Annotated in this window: 14 protein-coding genes and 1 pseudogene; 9 read left to right on the plus strand and 6 right to left on the minus strand. The window is 54.3% G+C overall.

Annotated elements, in window-relative coordinates; all coding sequences use genetic code 11:
- Positions 1 to 85: 85 nt before the first annotated feature.
- A complete protein-coding gene (gene gldD, locus ACAW75_RS02415) occupies positions 86 to 685 on the minus strand; it encodes a gliding motility lipoprotein GldD (protein WP_370727070.1) in 600 nt (199 codons plus the stop codon).
- A gap of 209 nt (positions 686 to 894) precedes the next feature.
- On the opposite strand from gldD, the gene ACAW75_RS02420 reads away from it, so the two are divergent.
- Together ACAW75_RS02420 and ACAW75_RS02425 are read left to right on the plus strand one after the other, a co-directional pair.
- A complete protein-coding gene (locus ACAW75_RS02420; protein WP_370727071.1) occupies positions 895 to 1,671 on the plus strand; it encodes an ABC transporter ATP-binding protein in 777 nt (258 codons plus the stop codon).
- A gap of 73 nt (positions 1,672 to 1,744) precedes the next feature.
- Positions 1,745 to 3,415, plus strand: a complete 1,671-nt coding sequence (locus ACAW75_RS02425; protein WP_370727072.1) for a hypothetical protein — start codon at positions 1,745 to 1,747, stop codon at positions 3,413 to 3,415.
- A 56-nt stretch (positions 3,416 to 3,471) separates the two neighbouring features.
- On the opposite strand, the gene ACAW75_RS02430 is transcribed toward ACAW75_RS02425, so the two are convergent.
- Together ACAW75_RS02430 and ACAW75_RS02435 are read right to left on the minus strand one after the other, a co-directional pair.
- The gene (locus tag ACAW75_RS02430; protein WP_370727073.1) at positions 3,472 to 4,509 is read right to left on the minus strand and encodes a nucleoside hydrolase; all 1,038 of its coding nucleotides are present in this window, start codon (positions 4,507 to 4,509) and stop codon (positions 3,472 to 3,474) included.
- 57 nt (positions 4,510 to 4,566) lie between these two features.
- Positions 4,567 to 5,565 (minus strand): phosphotransferase, encoded by a 999-nt coding sequence (locus ACAW75_RS02435; RefSeq protein WP_370727074.1) that lies wholly within the window; start codon positions 5,563 to 5,565, stop codon positions 4,567 to 4,569.
- 467 nt (positions 5,566 to 6,032) lie between these two features.
- Here ACAW75_RS02435 and ACAW75_RS02440 point away from each other — a divergent pair, with 467 nt between their 5' ends.
- Entirely contained in the window at positions 6,033 to 8,021 is a 1,989-nt protein-coding gene (locus tag ACAW75_RS02440) for a LysM peptidoglycan-binding domain-containing protein (protein WP_370727075.1), read from the plus strand.
- A gap of 74 nt (positions 8,022 to 8,095) precedes the next feature.
- Here ACAW75_RS02440 and ACAW75_RS02445 read toward each other — a convergent pair whose 3' ends face one another.
- Positions 8,096 to 9,388 carry an anthranilate phosphoribosyltransferase gene (locus tag ACAW75_RS02445; RefSeq protein ID WP_370727076.1) on the minus strand — a complete coding sequence of 431 codons (1,293 nt, stop codon included), beginning with the start codon at positions 9,386 to 9,388 and terminating at the stop codon, positions 8,096 to 8,098.
- Positions 9,389 to 9,942: 554 nt separating this feature from the next.
- On the opposite strand from ACAW75_RS02445, the gene ACAW75_RS02450 reads away from it, so the two are divergent.
- From ACAW75_RS02450 to ACAW75_RS02465, 4 genes and pseudogenes are all read left to right on the plus strand, one after another.
- Positions 9,943 to 10,383, plus strand: a complete 441-nt coding sequence (locus ACAW75_RS02450; protein WP_370727077.1) for a GNAT family N-acetyltransferase — start codon at positions 9,943 to 9,945, stop codon at positions 10,381 to 10,383.
- A 124-nt stretch (positions 10,384 to 10,507) separates the two neighbouring features.
- Positions 10,508 to 14,056 (plus strand): SNF2-related protein, encoded by a 3,549-nt coding sequence (locus ACAW75_RS02455; protein ID WP_370727078.1) that lies wholly within the window; start codon positions 10,508 to 10,510, stop codon positions 14,054 to 14,056.
- An 82-nt stretch (positions 14,057 to 14,138) separates the two neighbouring features.
- A pseudogene (locus ACAW75_RS02460) lies at positions 14,139 to 14,351 on the plus strand (DUF4143 domain-containing protein); the annotation flags it as partial.
- A 332-nt stretch (positions 14,352 to 14,683) separates the two neighbouring features.
- Positions 14,684 to 16,246, plus strand: a complete 1,563-nt coding sequence (locus tag ACAW75_RS02465) for a DEAD/DEAH box helicase (protein ID WP_370727079.1) — start codon at positions 14,684 to 14,686, stop codon at positions 16,244 to 16,246.
- A gap of 88 nt (positions 16,247 to 16,334) precedes the next feature.
- Here the strand turns inward: ACAW75_RS02465 and ACAW75_RS02470 are convergent, their stop codons facing one another.
- Positions 16,335 to 17,096 (minus strand): SDR family NAD(P)-dependent oxidoreductase, encoded by a 762-nt coding sequence (locus ACAW75_RS02470; RefSeq protein WP_370727080.1) that lies wholly within the window; start codon positions 17,094 to 17,096, stop codon positions 16,335 to 16,337.
- Between the two features lie 162 nt (positions 17,097 to 17,258).
- Between ACAW75_RS02470 and ACAW75_RS02475 the strand changes: the two genes are divergently transcribed.
- Together ACAW75_RS02475 and ACAW75_RS02480 are read left to right on the plus strand one after the other, a co-directional pair.
- Entirely contained in the window at positions 17,259 to 18,035 is a 777-nt protein-coding gene (locus ACAW75_RS02475; protein ID WP_370727081.1) for a hypothetical protein, read from the plus strand.
- A gap of 88 nt (positions 18,036 to 18,123) precedes the next feature.
- A complete protein-coding gene (locus ACAW75_RS02480) occupies positions 18,124 to 18,642 on the plus strand; it encodes a GNAT family N-acetyltransferase (protein ID WP_370727082.1) in 519 nt (172 codons plus the stop codon).
- 98 nt (positions 18,643 to 18,740) lie between these two features.
- Here ACAW75_RS02480 and ACAW75_RS02485 read toward each other — a convergent pair whose 3' ends face one another.
- Positions 18,741 to 19,655: a manganese catalase family protein gene (locus ACAW75_RS02485; protein WP_370727083.1), complete on the minus strand. Its 915-nt coding sequence runs from the start codon at positions 19,653 to 19,655 to the stop codon at positions 18,741 to 18,743.
- Position 19,656 lies beyond the last annotated feature (1 nt).

Below are 19,656 nucleotides of genomic sequence, written 5' to 3' on the forward strand. Positions count from 1 at the left end.
TTATGATGTAAGTGTCACCCTGAGCCCGCACGCGAAGCAATACACACAAGCGCGAACAAACCATACATCCACTTATTCACGCACGCTACTTCCACTTCAGCGTGTTCAGCAACTGCATCATGTCGGCACGGACGTACTGAATGACCGGGGCCAGCGAATCGTTGGCGGTGGCGGTGTTGAAATAGAGGGCGCCCCGCAGAAAATGGCGCGTACTGTCGGTGGTGACAAACTGAAACTGGCTGGGCACTTCGCCTTCGAGGGTGATCAGGCTGGCGGCCAGTCCGTTTTTCAGGCGTACCTGCTTCTGTTCAATCATCGACGCTTTCACGTTGTGTTTGGCAGTCAGCTTATAGGCGTCGGCGAGCAGACCACGTAGCCGGTTCACATCGTTCATTACCGGTTTGTAGGTGATCTGCACGGTGGCTTTCAGCGTTGGGTAATACACGAAAATCCAGTGTGGCTCTGCGTTTTTGAACGTGTCGGGCAGCACCCGGGCCATGCGATTCACGTCAAACTGGTACGGATGACCCGGCGGGCTGGCTACATAGGCGGCGGCAGGCAGGTCAATGCGGGGATAACCTTTCGGCTTAGGCACGTAGTTGGCCTGATCGGATGACGATGTGCAGGCGGCAAGCGTGACGGTAGCCACCAGAAAGAAGCTGACGCAAAGTCGGTGTGGTATCATGTTTTGACTAACGAATACGGAGGCCGGTTCGTTGTTTCGGGCACAAGAATAGTATCTTTCTGCATAACCGGATCAATAACCCGTCAGCGAATAGCCAGTAACCTGTCATCGCCTCCTATAACCAGTCGTCCGAATGTGGGCAACGTACCCCAGCCTGCCGACGTATCTTTCCTTACCGACCTTACTAACTGACAAACGACGTTATCGCTATGATGCCAGTCATCGACACCCGTGGATTGACGCAATACTACGGAAGCACCCAGGTTTTAAAAGGTATTGATCTTTCTGTGGCACCGGGGCAGGTAGTGGGGTATATCGGCCCCAACGGCGCCGGCAAATCAACGACCATCAAAACGCTGATTGGCCTCCTGCCCGATTTTAAAGGCGACGTGTCTGTACTTGGGTTCGACCTGCGTACCCAGGTGATGGACATCAAACGCCGCATTGGGTACGTACCTGAAAACGCCGCCCTCTACGACCTGCTGACGCCGATGGAATACCTCCGCTTTGTGGGGCAACTGTACGAACTGGATCAGGTTACCGTCGATAAAAAGGCCCTTGACCTCCTGCGCCTGTTCAGTCTGGAAAGCCAGGCCAACGACCGCATGACGACCTTCTCGAAAGGAATGCGCCAGAAAGTGCTGCTCATTTCAGGGCTCCTGCACAACCCCGACCTGATCTTCCTCGACGAACCCCTGTCGGGCCTTGATGCCAACGCGGTCGTACTGGTGAAGCAGATCATCCGCCAACTGGCCGACTCGGGCAAAACAGTCTTCTACAGCTCACACATTATGGATGTGGTCGAGAAAATTTCGGATCGAATCATCATCATCAACGCCGGTGAAATCATTGCCGACGGATCCTTTGCGGAGTTGCAGGCCCAACGCGAAACGGGCGGTTCGCTCGAGCAGCTGTTCGGCCAACTTACCGGCACCGGGGGGCAGGACGCCACTGCCGAAGAATTCATTCAAACGCTGAACTTGTAAGCTTAGGGCGAGGGGCCTGTGGTGGCTCACCCAAGCCCCTAGCCCTAAGCCCCCTGCCCCAAGCCGCTTGCCCATGACATCACCTACGTTACTCATCACCGACCGGCTGCCGTTTTTGTGGCGGTTGCTGGGCGTGAATTATACGCAGCTACGGGCCATTCTGTCTGTTAAGCTGCAACTCGACAACCGGCGCCCCGCCGCGTTTAGTCAGTGGAAAAAGGCGAGCGAAACCAACAACTCGTACTGGATCTCACTGGCGGTCTACGCCCTGTTTGGCTCCGTATTCGCGCTTTTCCTGAGCATGAGCCCGGCAGGCATGATCATTAAACCGGCCACGTTATTCTTCGGCTATGTCCTGATCATCTGTACCATGTCGCTCATCAGCGATTTCTCATCGGTGGTACTCGACTCGTCCGACAATCAGATCATGCTGTTTCGGCCCATTGATAGCCGAACCATGCTCACTGCCCGGATCGTGCACATCATCAGCTATCTATTCACGATTGCCCTGGCCGTAGGATCGGTTGGTTCGTTGATTCTTGGCTACCGGTTTGGCGCGTCGATCGGGTTTATGACGCTCGTGTTATGCCTGCTGATGGCTATTCTGGCCGTTTTCCTGACCAACGTCCTTTACCTGCTGCTGATGCAGTTTGTCAGCAGCGAACGGCTACGCGAGGTGATCAACTACGTGCAGATCGGGATGGGCATTTTCTTTTATGGTGGCTACCAGATACTTCCCCGCCTGCTGAATAGCGACGGTATGATGGATGCTCGCCCTTTTGTCTGGGAACTGTGGCATTACGCGATTCCGCCCCTATGGAGCGCCGCCAGCCTCGACTTGGTCATTAACCGCCAGGCCGATATCCATCATTTTGTAGCACTTGGGCTGGCTTTTACAGTGCCTTTTCTGGGCCTTTATATCATGACCAATGTGCTGTCTACTGTTTTTAGCAGCAAACTGGCCAGTCTGGATCAGGAAGAACGTACCCAGCCAGAAATGGGCAGTACAACAGCGTCGCCGACCGGCACTCCTCCGCTTTCATTGGCCAGCAGAATGGCCAACTGGTTTACCAGCAACCCGCTTGAACGGGCCGGCTTCACCTTTGTCTGGTTCATCTCAGGGCGGGACCGGAAATTCAAGCTACGTACCTATCCCGGTCTGGGTTTCGGGCTGGCCTACGCCGTGATCATGAGCCTGAACTACCAGTCTACCGTGAAAGGAACGGGCGGCTTTTTCCTGTTTATTCTCTACTTTGGTGGTATCTACATCATGACCGCGCTGCTGCAAATTTCCGTCTCCGATAACTACAAAGCGGCCTGGATTTATGAATCGTCGCCCATGACTCAGCCAGGGCCGTTGTTGGCAGGTGGCCTGAAAGCACTGACCGTCAAACTCATGACGCCGTATTTCATGTTGCTGGCTGGCTACGTACTTTATTTAAAAGGACCAACCGTGCTCCCCGACATCCTGCTGGCCTACGTTAATTCGCTGGTTATGCTGCTGATCACGGCCGTTATGGGCAAGCGCCATTTACCTTTCTCCATGGCGCAGGATGTGGTTCGGAACAGCGCGACTACCCGCAGCTTCCTCAGCATGTTCATCATTGGGCTCATTGGCGTCGCACACTGGGGACTTACCTACATTCCTTACGGTCAATGGATCGCCTTGCCTCTTATGCTGGGTGTAGCCTTTGTCCTTTTCCGCTCATACTGGCAAACCACCTGGAGCGAGATAGAGAACTGAGCGCGGACCGGAGGCTGGCGCTGCGGGGTATCCTCGCGCCAGCTTCCGGTCCGCGCTCAGTTCTTCAAACTCTCGATAACGATCTCTTCGAAGCCGGGGAGCGTCTTGTAGGCGTATGTCGCGCGCCAGGGTGTGTCTTTGTAGTCATACGAGACTTCCAGAAACGGCTTTTGGCCGGTACCCCCGGTATCATCGGCGCGGGTGTTGATGCGTACGGGAATAGCTTCGTGGTACTTGAAATAGTTCGGGTGTGTCAGGTAGCCAAGCGGTGTGGTGTCCCACGGTACGAAGCCATCAACGCCAAATACCTTTTTGTTCAGCAGTTGCCACGGCCGCAGCGTTTTGCTCAGCCATTTGTCGCCTTCAGAACCACGCGCCAGAAAAGCAAGGTCCGTGCGCCCCAGAAACGTGTAAACGCTACACTCATAGCCCGACAGCACCACCTTCACACCGGCATCGAACAGCACCCGAAAGGCTTCCGGGTCCATCTCGAAGTTATAATCGCCCACGGTTACCAGCTCCAGGCCGGGCCGAAACGGCAAGCCGGGGGTTCGTCCCGCGCAGACCACCACTTCTTCGATCTGTCTGGCCAGTTCAGGATGATTTTTTAGTACCGTGGCCACGTTGGTCATCGGGCCAATAGCCAGAATGGGCATCCGTTCGTTGCGAAGCGCCGCCGCCATAGCCCGGCTGGCGTCTGTTTCCCGGCCAATGTCGTGGAGCGTGTCGGACCCCCGATATACCGGAATTGCACGGCCCGTTTTGTTGTACCAGCCCAGCAGTTTCTGCGTTACGCTGTAGCCATAGTCTGCGTAGGTAACCGTGCTGATGCCCACCAGTTGTACTTTGTCGGCATGGCGCAGGGCCATCATCAGCGTAAGGGCATCGTCAACTTCGCGGGCGCCCTGCTTGTCGGGCATGCCAACCATGATATCGGTATCGAGCCAGATTCGGCGGGGTCTCGTAACTGGTTTTCTGGTTGATTGTGGTACCGGCTTCTGCTTGGTACCGATGGTAATCTGCCCGTTCGCCCAAAAGGGGAGGGCCAGCAACGTACCCAGGAGGAGTAGCTGCTTAACTTTATTTGCTATCATTTCAGTCAATCGTATGGCCTTAAGGCCCTGATTATATAGGCAATGCAACGTGCCTGGTCAATTACCCATGACCATCGCCGCTGCCTGCTGCATCAACTGGGCCTTTTCCTCAAGCGACAGACTCAGTGGAAGCTGGGCAATCCCAATAAGCCGCCGCAGTATTTCGATGCCTGTAAACTGCCGTACTAACTGCTCATCAAAAGCGCCGTGCCGAACGTACCCAGCCTGAACCTGCTGGTGAATAGCCTGGGGCTGTTGGGCCAGGTGCAGGTGCGCCAGCATAACACCCAGATCAAATTCGGCGGGACCATAAAAACAGAATTCGGGATCGATCACTTTCACCCCGGCTTTGGTCCGCAGCCAGCTTCCCGGATAATAATCGCCGTGCAGCAGTGTGACCGGTCTACCAAGCTGATCACCTACATACAGGTCGCCCAGGGCATGGGCGGCGTTGGCAAGGGCCGCCTGCTTATACGGAGCCGCCAGCGTTTGCAGACCCGGCTGGATGGTATCGAGGTCTACTCCATTATCAGCTACAAATGGATAAATAAAAATATGTTCGTGATTCAATACTCGCATGGCCTGGTTGGCGAACGCAGGATTTGGCCGGTCAGTAAGAAATTGATTGTGTAGTAGAGCGAGGTACGTAATTAGCGGTATTACTTCCTCTGCTTCTATCGAGTGACTAGTCTGATAGCAGGTCAAAAAGTCGGACGATTCGCCCAGGTCTTCGAGAACGAGCAGTTTTTCATCTTCGTCAACGCCCAGAATAGCAGGCATATAGCCTCTTAATTCTGGATTGCCGGCGATTTCGCGGTAAAAAAGCCCTTCCATAACAGCCCGTTCAGCAGGTGCAGGAATAGATGGGTATTTTTCGACATATCCACGGGCTTGCTTTACAATGAGCGACCGGCTGTTGGTACGTACCCGAAGTGTATAGTTCATATTACCCTCGCCAGGCTTGCCTAGGCTACGAATGGGCTCATCGTCGCATATCCATCCTTTTCGGGCCAGATATGATTGTAACCCTATCGGGTCTTGCTCGTCTAAATGCATAAGTGCGTTCGTGATTTAATATACAATAGTACAGACTGGCCAACGGCTGGCATACTGATCGGGTAAACGGCCAGCATTCGTTGATTCGTTAAAACCTCAACTAAACTACCTACGGGTAGCTATTTGCCATGGATGTAAAAACGGTTCACGAAATAAACATATGTCCCATTTCGTCTATATATCAGGTATATTCCCTATTTATAGATAGAAAAGGCACGACTGTTGCAGCGCCTAGCAACAGTAGCGTCTTGTTACTAGTCGGTAACCTTGTATAAATTGCTTACTTTTTGAGGAAACCCATCAGCTCACAGTTCGATTGATTTCCTTACTCCGTTTCAATAAGAAATTCTGTGCTGCCAACTATTGCCCGTCATACACTACTTAGTTTTTTATGCCTGCTACCCGTGCTGGCATTCACTCAACGTTTACCTGCTCTTCCAACAGAAATAAACTTTGGTGGTACAACTGTGTATATCAATGCACAGGGACAACAACGGCTTCAGCAGGAGATCACCAGTCTCTACGCCGACCGGTCGACCCTACGCAATGCTATAGAACAATTGCAGTACATTGAGTCGGTGCTGGGCCCCATGCTCGAAGAACGAGCGGTGCCGGCCGATTTTCGGTACGCCTGCCTGCCCATTAACCTGTCGAACGGCACGTATTGGGGATTAGACGCCCGCAAAGCCAGCTGGTTGAACCTGCGGGTCGATAACAGCATCGACGAGCGTCTCAATGTGGCTTCATCCTCAGAGGCCGTTCTGGGCGAACTGGCAGCCCTCCATACCAAATCGCCAAACTGGATGCGGGTGCTGCTGAATTTTGCCGCCGGGCAACGGTCAACCGAATCAGGCGACCCAACGCTGCCAAACGACCAGGTGCAGTTAACCGCCGACAGCCCGGCGCTGGTTTGGGCTACCCTGGCCCGAAAGGTCGTTTTTGAATACGAAATTCCCTTATTGCGCCCCAATGCCAACCCTTTTCTGCTGTATGATTACCGACAGGGCAAAGGCAAAACCCTGGTCACCATTGCCCGTGAACTGGGCATCGACCAGCCACGCTTTATGCCATTCAATGAGTGGTTACGCGTGCGGGTAATCCCAACCGATAAAGCCTATCCGGTGCTGATCCGGCTAACCTCAACGGAGTACCTGACCGTGAAAGGACAGGTCAACTCAACGGTGCAGCTTGGCCAGCCCTCGCAACCGGGCGCCCGGCGCGACCTGGGTTTCCCGGTATTGCGCAAGCTGCCAACCGCCACCTCGAAAGACCCGATCACCCGCGCCTCGGCCGTTTTCTACGAAATCAATGACCGGAAAGGTATTCAGGCCCAACCCTGCGATAACGTGATCACCCTGGCGTATTACGGCGACGTGTCGGTCAAATCGTTTCTGGCCATTAACGACATGACTGACCGGGATATGGTACGCCCCGGCGAGATCTACTACCTGGAGGCCAAGGCCCGCAAAGCTAAAATTCCGTTTCATGTGATGCAGGCTGGCCAGACCCTGCGCGAAGTGGCCACAACCTATGGCATTCAGATGAAGTACCTGCTTAAATACAATCATCTGGAGACTAACCAGCGGCTACAACCAGGGCGCATTTTATGGCTCCGGGAGAAACGCCCCAACAATGTACCGGCTGAGTATCAGGTACTCCCTGAAACACCCTCGCAGCAGGAGCCCACGGTGGCGCAGCGCAAACTGACGCGCGAAAACGAAGAGTCTGTAATTGATAGCCCCGGTCCGCCAAACTGGCGACTGCCAGCCGTTGACTCTACCAATACGGCAGCTGGACCACTGTCAACGACAGCGACCGAAGGGGACCCGGTCAGCGGTTCAGCCGTATCGGCATCGGCGCCAGAGCTTCGTTACTACACCGTCAGAGAAGGCGATACGCATTCGGGAGTAGCTCAGCGGTTCAATCTGCTGCTTTCCGATCTGATGACCTGGAATAATCTGTCGTACCGTAAGCCATTGGTTGCGGGCCAACGCTTGGTGGTAGGGAAACCCACAGCGGTCAGACCCGCCGATGTGCCGCGCCCTGCTGTGAACCAGCCAGACCTGACCGAGCCCATCGGCGTTACCAACGCAGAAGCACCGAAACCAAGCCCCGCAGCTTCTGCTACTGTAGCTGTAGCCGGCAAGCCAAAGCCACCTGTTAAAGCAACGTCGCCAGCCGTCAGATCGCGGGAAAACACAGAATCGGCGGTTGACGTAGATCGGCCTGTCACCACACCGGCACCGGCGCCAGCCCGGCCCGAACGGTTAATCAATCGGGTGCGTATCGAAACCCCGAAGGTTAATGGCACTTCGTATTACCACATTGTTCAGCGCGGCCAGACGGTGTACCGGGTAGCACTGATCAACAAAGTCAGTGTGCAGGATGTGATGCGCTGGAACAACCTGACCAGTTATACCATAGAGGTAGGTCAGCGCATCCTGATCAGGAAATGAGTTACCGGGTACGTGCTGATTGGGCACAGATGGTATCGCCTCATCGCTGCTTGCCCATTGACCAGCCCGCCAACTTAGCCTAGCTGCCCTTCTATCCAGTCGAGACCACGGCCATAGAGGGCAAGGGCAAAACGGACACGGTTGTCAAAGTCATCGTTACCGGTCTGTTGCTGAGCCAGGTACGTCTTCACCAGCCGCGCATTTTCTGCTGCCTGCGGGTTCGCAATGTCCAGGTCTGCCTCCGTTTTATACGGCGCGAACACGGGCCGGTCGGCATCGAAATGTTGGTAGAACAGGTGATTCTCGGGCGTACGTACGGCGCAAAGCACGCCCGTAGCCCGTGCGGTCGATGGCGCCAACGAACCCTCCAGGCCGCGCTTCAAGACAATGGCGGCATCGAAACCCGCCATCAGTGCCAGTTCGGCCATTTTCATCTGGTACGTGATATGAAAGACCGACGTTACCAGAATACGGGCGCGGGCAGGGTTCAACACTTTTTCGAGCGTTGATAGAAAAGGTCGTTTGAGTAGTATCCGCCGCCGATCGACCCAGTGATTCAAGGCCGGTGACAAGGCTTTCTGATCCAGCACCCACCCGTAGACATGGGGCGGTTCTTTTGTGAATTCGGCCTGGTTTAAGACAAATTCGCAGTTCATGTGCATGTACAGGTCATGCGCATTGAGCGTGTATTTAGGCCCCGGCGTACGCCCTACCATCGACAAGGAACCGTAGCCCCGCTGCTGAAAAAAATGAGCTAGTATGGGCGTGATCAGGTACGAGTGCTCGGCCCCATCGAATGGTTCGGCCAGTTGTACAATAGGCCTCGTTGGCCCGATGGGCTCATCATCATGAAAGCGGGGGGCCAGCGTTTCCATCACTGCCTGATAAAGGCCCTGGTATTCATCATTGGTTTCATGACGGACCCGCATGATACTGGCTGCCAGCCCGCGAAAGGTTTCGCAATCCTGCTCCGGCGGGAAATCACCGAACAGGTAATCGCCCAGTTGCCGGGCCTCGCTAATCTGCAGATGCTGCCCACGCACGAGCTTCGTGGCAATCGGCAGGAGGTTTACGGGCAGTTCGGGACACAGTTTATTGACCAGAAACGTGGGGTGTGAAAAGGCATCCCGTCCGAAGCAGGTTTCCAGCGTTCGTTCCGCTTCGGTCAGGCCCTTTGTCAGGAGCGCCCCAATGAAGGCCCCTACCTGAAGCGGGTGCGCCGTGCCCGACAGCAGGCTCTCCCGGCATTCAGTTATTAATTCTGGCGGCATTGGTTTACTGCCGTATTTTCCAATACCAATGAGTTTGATGGCCCGCCCCAGGGCTGTTTCACCTGGTGACACGTCGATTGATCCGGCGGTGGTCATAGTTGCGCAAATTGTAGGAGAGCGTGGCGGCGTGAACAGACACGTAATCGACTAATAATAAAGTGAACAACAATTGGCAAAAGCCAATAGTTACAAGTTTTTATTAAAGTCTATTGTATTTTAGTATACATAATTTTTGGCTTTTCACTAGAAATTCCTACTTTTATGTGGCTGCAAAATAGCGCATTTTAGCGAGATCGGGAAAGAATCACGGCTAAATACACGGAATCGTTATGGCAACTCTACGGTGTGAAAGCGAGGGACCAGGTCGTTATAACTTGACAAGCCCGACTGGTGGCCTGATTGTTACCTTACGGAATGGCCAACCTGGCTCTACACGCGCTGATTGCACATTTTCAACAAAAAAGCCCTGCGGACTGGCGGGTCCGACAGGGCAAGAGGCCTAAGTAATTATTCCACCTTAAACCAGCCCAAATGTAGGCAGATGGGAATACAAAACAAATAACCGTTTACCGGGTCACGGCCTGATGCAGTATGGTTTTCAGCGGGAAGTAAACCAACTTACACGCTGTTCACTACGTCTACGTTTCGCCATGATCCGCCCTGCTGCCTTCGCCGACCTCGATTCGTTGGCTTTACTGTTCGATGCATACCGCGTCTTTTATGAAAAGCCCACGGCCGTTGCCGACGGGCGTCAGTTTCTGGCCGACCGAATGGCGGGTAACGAATCGGTAATTTTTGTGGCCGAACCAGAACCAGGTACGTTGGTAGGCTTCGTGCAACTGTATCCCCTTTTTTCGTCGACCCGCTTGAAACGGCTCTGGCTGCTCAACGACCTGTTTGTTCAAGCCGATCATCGCGGACAGGGCCATTCGCTCGCTTTGCTCAACGCCGCCAAACAGCTTTGCCACCACACCAATGCCTACGGCTTGATGCTGGAAACGGCAAAAACGAATCTGATTGGCAACAGTTTATACCCCCGAGCCGGCTTTTCGCTCGACGAAGACCACAATTATTACAGCTGGGAGGTGTAAGGCCAGGTACGTTGGCTGCCAGAACCTGCCGTATCTTTCAGGGGAGTTAGCCACTTTATTGCCTGACCTGTTCGTTTTATAGCAAGCCCGTATTTTTGCGGCAAATCAAGGGAAAGAGTACACAATGGCCGAACGCATTACGTATGGTAAAACCTGGTGGGGCCAGCAATGGCTTCAGGCATTAACCAGTATCGACGAAGGCAACCGCCTGCCACGGGGTAAAACATACGCCAACAAAGGAGCCGTTAGGGGGCTGAAAATTGAGACCAACCAGATCAGTGCGCAAGTGCAGGGCAGCAAACCCCGCCCCTACAAGACGAAGCTGACAGTCAGGCTTTTCGAAAAAGCAGAAAAAGACGCGCTCCTGACCGAGATCAGGCAGAACCCAACGTTGCTGGCGCAGCTCCTGAACCGGCAGCTCCCCCCCGATCTGATTCAGTTTGCCGACCAACGCGGTATTCGGCTCTTTCCGCGGTCATTCGCGGAACTGCAGGCAGGCTGTTCCTGCCCCGACTACGCCATGCCCTGCAAGCACCTGGCGGCCGTTATCTACCTCATCACCAATGAAATAGACCAGAATCCGTTTCTCGTTTTCCTGCTGAAAGGGCTTGATCTGCTGGCCGAACTGGCCACCGAAAACTTTGGCGCAGGCGGCGTGGAAACGGTGCTGACCGTTACCGACCTTTATACCGACGACCTGCCCGATGAGGAAGACTGGACCCCCAGCGAAGCGGCCCGCGCTGAGCTTGATTTTGCCACCATTCCAACCCTGACCGACTCGCTGCTTGGCTTACTCGAACCCGAGGTAACGTTCACGAAAAGCAATTTTCATAAAGATCTCGGCAAAGCATACAAGCTCTTCAGCAAGCCCGTCGTGGATAAGGTGGTGGTGAACCACCCCGAACCGAGCGATAGTGTTGAGCTACAGCTCGACGAGCTGCTCGACCTGCGGAAGATCAATATCTTTAGTGAACACGGCGAAGCACGGCCATTACCCCACTTTGCCATTGCCGACCTGATGGGCTGGCTAGGTGACCTCTCCGAAACCGATTGGCCCGACATGAGCGATTCGGTGCGGGCGCTTTACCTGACGCGCCAGTTCACAGCCGCTTTGCTCCGCCGGGGAGCCGTGGTACCGCAGATTCTGCGCGTAGGCACCGATGGCAATCAGTACCGGGTACGTTGGCTACCGGCTACGCTCAACGAAACCATTCGCCGCCTGACCGACGCGCTGGCTACCCAGCTACCGCCCGAACTGCTCACCGTTCGCTGGCAGAAAGAGATTATGTCGCCGGGTTCACCAGCCGAGCACGTGCTGATGCTCTGTTCGCTCCTGCTGCGCCAGCCAGTGAAGCAGCCTACCGTTGAACTGTGGGAACGCTGGCCGCTGGAAGATGCCGACCGGTTATTTTTTGGTCAGGAAATGCTGAAGCTGGAAGGATTTGGCAAGCGCGAAAAACCGTTGGCCATGCAACTATGGCTCAATGATTTCTTCCTGACCCAGAAACGCTTCGTGCCTATCCTGGCCATCGAGGAAGCTGAGTTTGGCGAGGTCTTCAAACTGAGCCTGCTCATCCGCGACCGCGAAGCCGCCGACGGGCTATCGACCCCCATTCCGCTGACCGAGATTCTGGACGAGAAACCTCATCAGCACATCCGTATGGCAGTTTTGCAGGACTTGCTGGTTCTATCAAGGCATTTCCCCGATCTGGCCAAACTGACGAAGAAAAACAGCCCCTCGTACCTGAGCTATGCGCCAGATGATTTCGTAAAGATTCTGCTCGAAAAACTGCCCCGTATGCAGTTACTCGGCATTTCGCTCATGCTCCCCCGGTCGTTGCAACACTGGGTACGTCCGCAGGTGGGTGGCCGACTGAAAGCCAAGACCACGACCAGTAACGCCTTCATGAAACTCGACGACATGCTGACCTTCGACTGGCAGGTAGCCATCGGCGATCAGATGCTCGATTACCAGGAATTTGAGTCATTGGTAAACAACCGCACTGGCCTGGTGAAGATCAAAGACCAGTACGTGCTGGTCGATCCCACCGACCTGGGCCGGCTACAGAAGCAGCTTACCCGCCCGGCCGAACTGACCGGCACCGATCTGCTGCGAGCAGCGATGGCTGAAGAATATCAGGGCAACCGGGTGGGAATAAGTCCCGATGTACAGGCCATTCTGAAACAGTTTACCGAAACCCAGGCGCAACCCCTACCCGAACGGCTCAACGCGCAGTTACGCCCTTACCAGCAACGTGGTTACGAATGGCTGGTGAAGAATACGGCCCTCGGTATGGGCAGCCTGCTGGCCGACGATATGGGCCTCGGCAAAACGCTCCAGGTAATCTCGTTACTGCTCAAATTCAAGCAGGAAGGTCGTTTTCAGAAACAGAAAGGGCTGGTGGTGCTACCCACCACGTTGCTGACCAACTGGCAGAAAGAGATCGCCAAATTTGCGCCCGATCTGAAAGCGCACGTGTATCACGGCCCCAACCGTAAAATGCCGGAAGGCAAAGCCGCTACCACGCATGGCGAATCCACCGCACCGTCGGACCGGCCGGATCTGATCCTGACCACCTACGGCGTGGTGCGCTCCGACTTGGAAACGCTTCGTAAAACGACCTGGTCGGTGCTGATCATCGACGAGGCCCAGAACATCAAGAACAGTGATACCGAGCAAACCAAAGCCGTGAAAACGCTGAAAGGGCAGGTACGTATCGCCCTCAGCGGAACACCCGTTGAAAACCGGCTATCGGAGTTCTGGAGCATCATGGACTTTGTGAACAAAGGCTACCTGGGTGGGGCCAGCAAGTTCAACGAGGAGTTTGGCAAACCCATTCAACAGGAACGCGACCAGCATAAGCTCGATTTGTTCCGGCGCGTGACCAGCCCGTTCTTGCTTCGGCGCGTCAAGACTGATAAAAGCATCATCAGCGACCTGCCCGATAAGATCGAGAACAACCAGTTTTGCACCCTTACGCCCGAACAGGCCGCGCTGTACCAGAGCGTGGTGGCCGAGAGCATGCGGGCCATCGAAGAGAAAGACGGCATTGCCCGGCGTGGCCTGGTACTGAAGCTCATGACGGCCCTGAAGCAGATTGGCAATCACCCGCATCAATACCTGAAAAAAGGCAATCAGAACCCGGCGCTCTCGGGCAAGGTGACGCTCCTGCTGAATTTGCTGGAAACGATCTACGCCAGCCACGAAAAAGTGCTGATCTTCACACAGTATAAAGAGATGGGTACGTTGTTGCAGCAGTTCATTCAGCAGGCGTTCGGGCAGGAACCCCTCTTCCTGCACGGAGGTACGTCGCGCGCCGACCGCGACGAGATGGTGGAGCAATTCCAGAAGAACCGGTCAGACCACACGTTCATTTTGTCGTTGAAAGCGGGCGGTACGGGCCTCAACCTCACCCAGGCCAACCACGTCGTGCATTTTGATCTGTGGTGGAACCCCGCCGTTGAGAATCAGGCTACCGACCGGGCCTTCCGGATCGGGCAGACCAAAAACGTGCTGGTCTATCGCCTCATGAACCAGGGTACGCTGGAAGAGAAGATCGACGCCATGATCCGCAGCAAAAAAGAACTGGCCGACCTCAGCGTAAAAACCGGCGAAACCTGGCTCGGCGACCTCTCCGATGATGAGTTGAAAGAGTTGGTTAGCCTGGGGTAAACGTATTAATTCCGTGAGTCTATTCAACGAATTAACGTTAATGCGTTGAATAGACTCACGGAATTAACGGCTCAAGCGCAATGCCTACCAGCGCAGTCAGGCTATTCCTTATTTCTGGCGCACGTATGACCAACAGGAGCTAGACTGGCTCGAAGAAAGCAACGGTGCATTGGCTGGATTTGAGATAAAGTGGAACACAAAACGAGTTCGGTTTCCTAAAGCCTTCCAAACAGCTTATCCGACCGCTTCTTTATCGGTGGTAAATCCAGACAATTACCTTGATTTTATTCTATAAGGCCAACCCCTAGACCTATACTAGAAAAGCGGCGCGGCTCTCTCTTTTACGATGAACGGGTTGGCCAGCCTGGGTTGACAGGTTTCGTACGTCCAGGTACGTTCCTGGCAAGGTGAAGAACGTACCTGGACGTACGAAACCTGTCTAGTCAACTGGGTTAATGAGGCAATATACCAGGCTACAATACTTTTCCTGGCTGTGACGGCTTAAACACCCCAAAAGGCCGGGCGGAACTAAACTACTGGCGTTCTTCGTAGTAAGGATGTTATACACTCTGTGGTGGGGTTTAGGCACGGCTTTTGCAGCCTCCTTTTCAGCATCACCCCAACTTAATGAATTTCAACGAATTAGCGATTATTTCGCCCATCCTTAAGGCGCTCGCCGAAGAAGGATACACTACCCCAACCCCGATTCAGGAACAAGCCATCCCGTTAGTGAATGCAGGCCGCGACCTGCTCGGATGCGCGCAGACAGGCACCGGAAAAACCGCCGCCTTTTCGATCCCGACCCTTCAACGGCTCTATACGAAGAAGCAGTCAGGTCAATGGTCGAACAAAATCAAAGCCCTGATTCTTACGCCAACGCGCGAGCTTGCCATCCAGATCGATGAAAGCCTGGCCGCCTATGGTCGTCATTTAGACCTGCGCCATGCCGTTATTTTCGGCGGTGTTGGTCAGAAATCGCAGACAGATGCGCTTCGTAATGGGATCGACATCCTGACCGCTACGCCTGGTCGCCTGCTCGATTTGATGAACCAGGGGTTCATCAACCTGAAAAGCATCGAGTTCTTCGTACTCGACGAAGCCGACCGGATGCTCGATATGGGCTTTATCCACGACGTTCGGAAGGTACTGGCTCAACTGCCCGCCCAACGGCAGTCGCTGTTTTTCTCGGCTACAATGCCACCCGAAATCGTAAAGCTGGCCGATACAATCCTGACTAATCCTGCCAAGGTGGAAGTTACGCCTGCGTCGTCAACTGCCGATACGGTTGTTCAGTCGGTCTACATGGTCGAGCGAGACGATAAACGCAGCCTGCTCTCGCACCTGTTGGAAGATAAGGCCATTAAATCGGCGCTGGTATTTACCCGGACCAAACACGGCGCTGACAAAGTAGCTGAGTTTTTGAATAAGCACGGTGTGAAGACCGAAGCTATTCATGGTAACAAAGCCCAGAATGCCCGCCAACGAGCGCTGAGTAATTTCAAAGACGGCGCCACACGGGTATTGGTAGCTACTGATATCGCCGCACGCGGCATCGACGTGGATAACCTAACCCACGTTATCAATTTCGAGATTCCGAACATTCCCGAAAGCTATGTGCACCGGATTGGTCGTACAGGTCGCGCCGGTGCCAGTGGCATTGCTATTTCGTTCTGCGAAACCGACGAACGGGCCTATCTGCGCGACATTCAGAAACTGATCGGCAAAGCCGTCCCGGTTGAGCAAAACAACCCGTATCGGTCTGAAAACCTGGATCCGCTCGAATGGGCGAAACCACCGAAGCCAGAGCCAAGACAGGCTCGTGGCGGACGCGGTCAGCAGGGGGGCGGCCGTAACGGACAGCCGCAAGGTCGGAGCAACGACAGTCAGCGTAACGGAGCCCGCCCGGCGCAGGGTCAACCCCGTTCAGAATCGGCTCCCGCTGAACAACCTGCCCGACCAGCCGGTCAGCAGGGTGGCGGCAACCGCACCAATAGTCCACGGCCCGATAATCGCCCCGGAGGTGGCGGCAATCGCAATCCACGTCGCGACAACCGGCATACCCAGAGCGCATCAAACAGCGCCGAAGATAGCCGCTGGAAGCCCTGGACCGCCTCACTCTCGACATCGCCCGACCGGTTCGACAAGCCCCGCGAATCGGGAAACAACGGCGATAAGAAGAAACGCTACTAAAGCGAGTTTGCTGTTTACCGTTTGCTGTTGCGCTGCTGATTCAGGATCCTTGAGTTAGCAGCGCAACAGCAAACGGTAAACTCTTTTTTCAGCCCGCCGTCATGCCGCCGTCCAGGTGAATAGCCTGGCCAGTACAAAATGAATTTTCTGGCGCACAGAGCCACATCATGGCCTGCGCTATCTCTTCGGGCTGCCCAAAACGCCCCATCGGAATGACACGGCGCATCCGTTCTTCCATGTTCGGGGCTGTTTCCATCAACTCCTGCACCATTGCCGAATGCGTATAGACCGGGCAAATGGCGTTTACCCGAATGTTTTTCCTGACGTATTCAAGAGCGGCTGTTTTTGTGAGACCAATAACACCGTGTTTAGCGGCACTGTAGGGCGCACCGTTTACCATACCCTTTACGCCCGCTATACTCGACACGTTCACGATCCGGCCACCCTCCGGTTGCTGTAACATCTGCCGTATCTGAGCCTGCATACCATAAAAAACACCGCCCAGATTAACCGCCATCATTTGGTCCCAGTCACTCATCGACTGGTCGATCAGCCGGGCAAAGCGGCCACCAATACCAGCGTTATTCACAGCAATGTCTAATCGGCCGAACGTACCTACAGCGAAGGCCACGGCAGCGGTATGCGCCTCAGGATCAGCCACGTTACACGCGGTATAAACGGCTTCGCCACCTGCCTCCCGAATCAGGCTGAGCGTTTGCTGGCCGTTGGCATCATTGATATCTGAAACAACGATCCGGGCACCTGCTTCGGCAAATGCCAGCGCCGCCGAACGACCAATACCCGAGCCTGCGCCGGTGATAAGAACAATTTGTTTATCGAATGAATACATGTTGGTACGTTTTGTGCCCTGATACAATAATCAGTCTATATGTTGAGACTTAATACCTAAAATTAAGTCTAAATATTATTGATATAAGATAAACCTCTGTGCAAATCAACTGTCTATATTTACGGTAGATTAATACTACCGTAACGAAAACTTATTTCTGAGATGATTGCCAACGCTGAGTTTCCAACACGGCCGGATCTGATTCCTGGCGTCTACAATTATTGCGATTCATGGTGCGAACGTTGCGAGCTAACCAGCCGTTGCCGCAGCTACCAGTTACAGCAGGATAGTGGTCTGGCCAAGCTGGATCCGAACGCTTCGTTGGTCGAACAGCTTACCGACGCTGTAGCCCTAACAAAACAGTATCTTGATACGCTGGTCAAACAAACAGCTGCCCTGCCGCCTGCTGCGCCGTCGCCAGACGAACAGCTAACCCTGGAAGAAGCCGCACTGAGTCGCTGGCATCAGACAAAAGACCATGAGGCTGCCACATTAGCCACGTCGTATCTGAGGCAGACGGGTTCATGGCTGGTACTTGAAAAGGGGTTGCTGGCGCGTGCTGGCAAACAACAGCTTCAGGAGGTACAACTGGGAATTCGGAATGAAGACGAGGCGATGGTACAGTTGAATACGCTCAAAGATGCCTACGAGCAGATTCGCTGGTACCGCACCCTGATCCCGGTGAAAACAAAAGCGGCACTCAGAATGCTGGATGAGCAAACGGAAGATGACTTGTTGCTTTCCTATTACAACGGTAAGGCCAAACTGGTCCTGGTTAGCATTGACCGTTCAATGGCTGCCTGGCAGACGGTGATGGCTTATTACCCCGAAACGACAGATAACCTGCTTGGTGCACTTTCATTACTAAGCCAGTTGAGCCGCCAGCTCGAAGCGCTTTTCCCCAACGCCCGCGCCTTCAAACGGCCGGGGCTAGACTGATTAATAAGCCATGGTGGCCTCTCCTGGTGATTATTCGTTTAGTTACGATCAACAACCAGGAATGATCACCAATGACTGTTTCCCCTCAATGACCATTCGATTAGCAACTCCCGACGACGTACCTGGACTTCTGCTCTTGCTAAAGCGGGTTGTCCCGCTGATGCAGGAATCAGGCAATTTTCAGTGGGATGCAACGTACCCGAACGCGGCAGTTTTTCAGGACGATCTGGCTAAACAGCAGCTATGGGTAGCCGACATCGACGGACAGTTGGCTGGCGTATCGGCCATTACTACCGATCAGGAGCCGACCTACGCCGAAGTGGGCTGGGACATCAGTGAGCCAGCCATCGTGACCCATCGCCTGGCCGTTGATCCGGCATTTCGTGGAAAGGGGGTAGCGAAAGCCCTTCTTTTACAGGCCGACGAGGTAGCCCGGCAGCGCCATATTCCCATCTTGCGGATCGACACCAACACGCAAAATCAGGCTACGCAACAGCTATTTCCTGCACTTGGGTACGTATATGCCGGTGAAATCGGCCTCGATTTTCGGCCTGGCCTGCGGTTTCTCTGCTACGAAAAGCGACTTGCTCAGGGTTCGCAACCGTAGCTGATCAACCAGTAGCTATCCTGCCTGTGGTATAAACACGAAGAGCGGCCTGTTTATGAAACGGGCCGCTCTTTGCGTTGACAACCAAGCTGTTACCGTCAAGACTGCGGCTTAATGCCCATTTTCTTCGCCATATCGGCAAACATCTGTGGGTCGTATTCGTATTCGTCAGAGCCGGGGGCATTGAGTTGTGGCTCTTCATCGAGGTCTGGCACCGGATGGCCGGGGATAGCGCCCTGGATCACTTCGAGCGGCTGACCATCTTCCGGGTGGTTACCATGCCAGATTTGGCCCACCTGCGTGTAATCGTCCTGGCTAAACGTATACAATTTCAGGTGCAGCTTATTTTCCATATGCTTCTTGGCCTCCGGGAATTTGTCGTTGCTCAGATCCGGGATCGGCAGCAACTTCGTGACCTCAACGCCCGTCAACAGCTCCAGCGCTTTGGCATAGGCTACTACGTGTAGGCCACCACGAACCAGCAGGTAACCCACCATTTCGCGGGCGGTTGGGTCAGACACCATTTCGTAGGTACGCATCTTGCCGGCGCGGGCACCACATTCCAGGAAGAAGTTGTGGAGCAGATCGAGTTTCAGGTTACCGCTGCTGAATACGTTGTCGCCCGACCAGAACTTGCCCATCGAATCCATCGGCAAGGCGGTTTGGCCACTGTTGTTGAAGTGGTACGTGTTGCGGGCATTGACACCGTCGGCCAGGGGGGCAATGGTTGGGTCGATACCGCGTTTAGACACACCCGTCAACAAGAGGTTAATGGCATACGACACCACTTCGATATGCCCGTACTCTTCGCCAGCGATACTACAGATGAGATCGTAGAAAGGCCGTAGTTTCTTCCGACCCCGAAAATTGAACGACTGGTAAGTGTAGTTCATCAGGGTCGACATTTCCCCGAACTTACCGCCCAGAAGTTCCTGAACAGCCGCGGCATCATTGGCCGATGGATTTGTTGGTGTTGGCAGCTCAATCGGCAGCCGGTCCATTTTCAGGATCATA

The organism is Fibrella arboris (genome assembly GCF_041321095.1).
GTDB classification, from domain to species: domain Bacteria; phylum Bacteroidota; class Bacteroidia; order Cytophagales; family Spirosomataceae; genus Fibrella; species Fibrella arboris.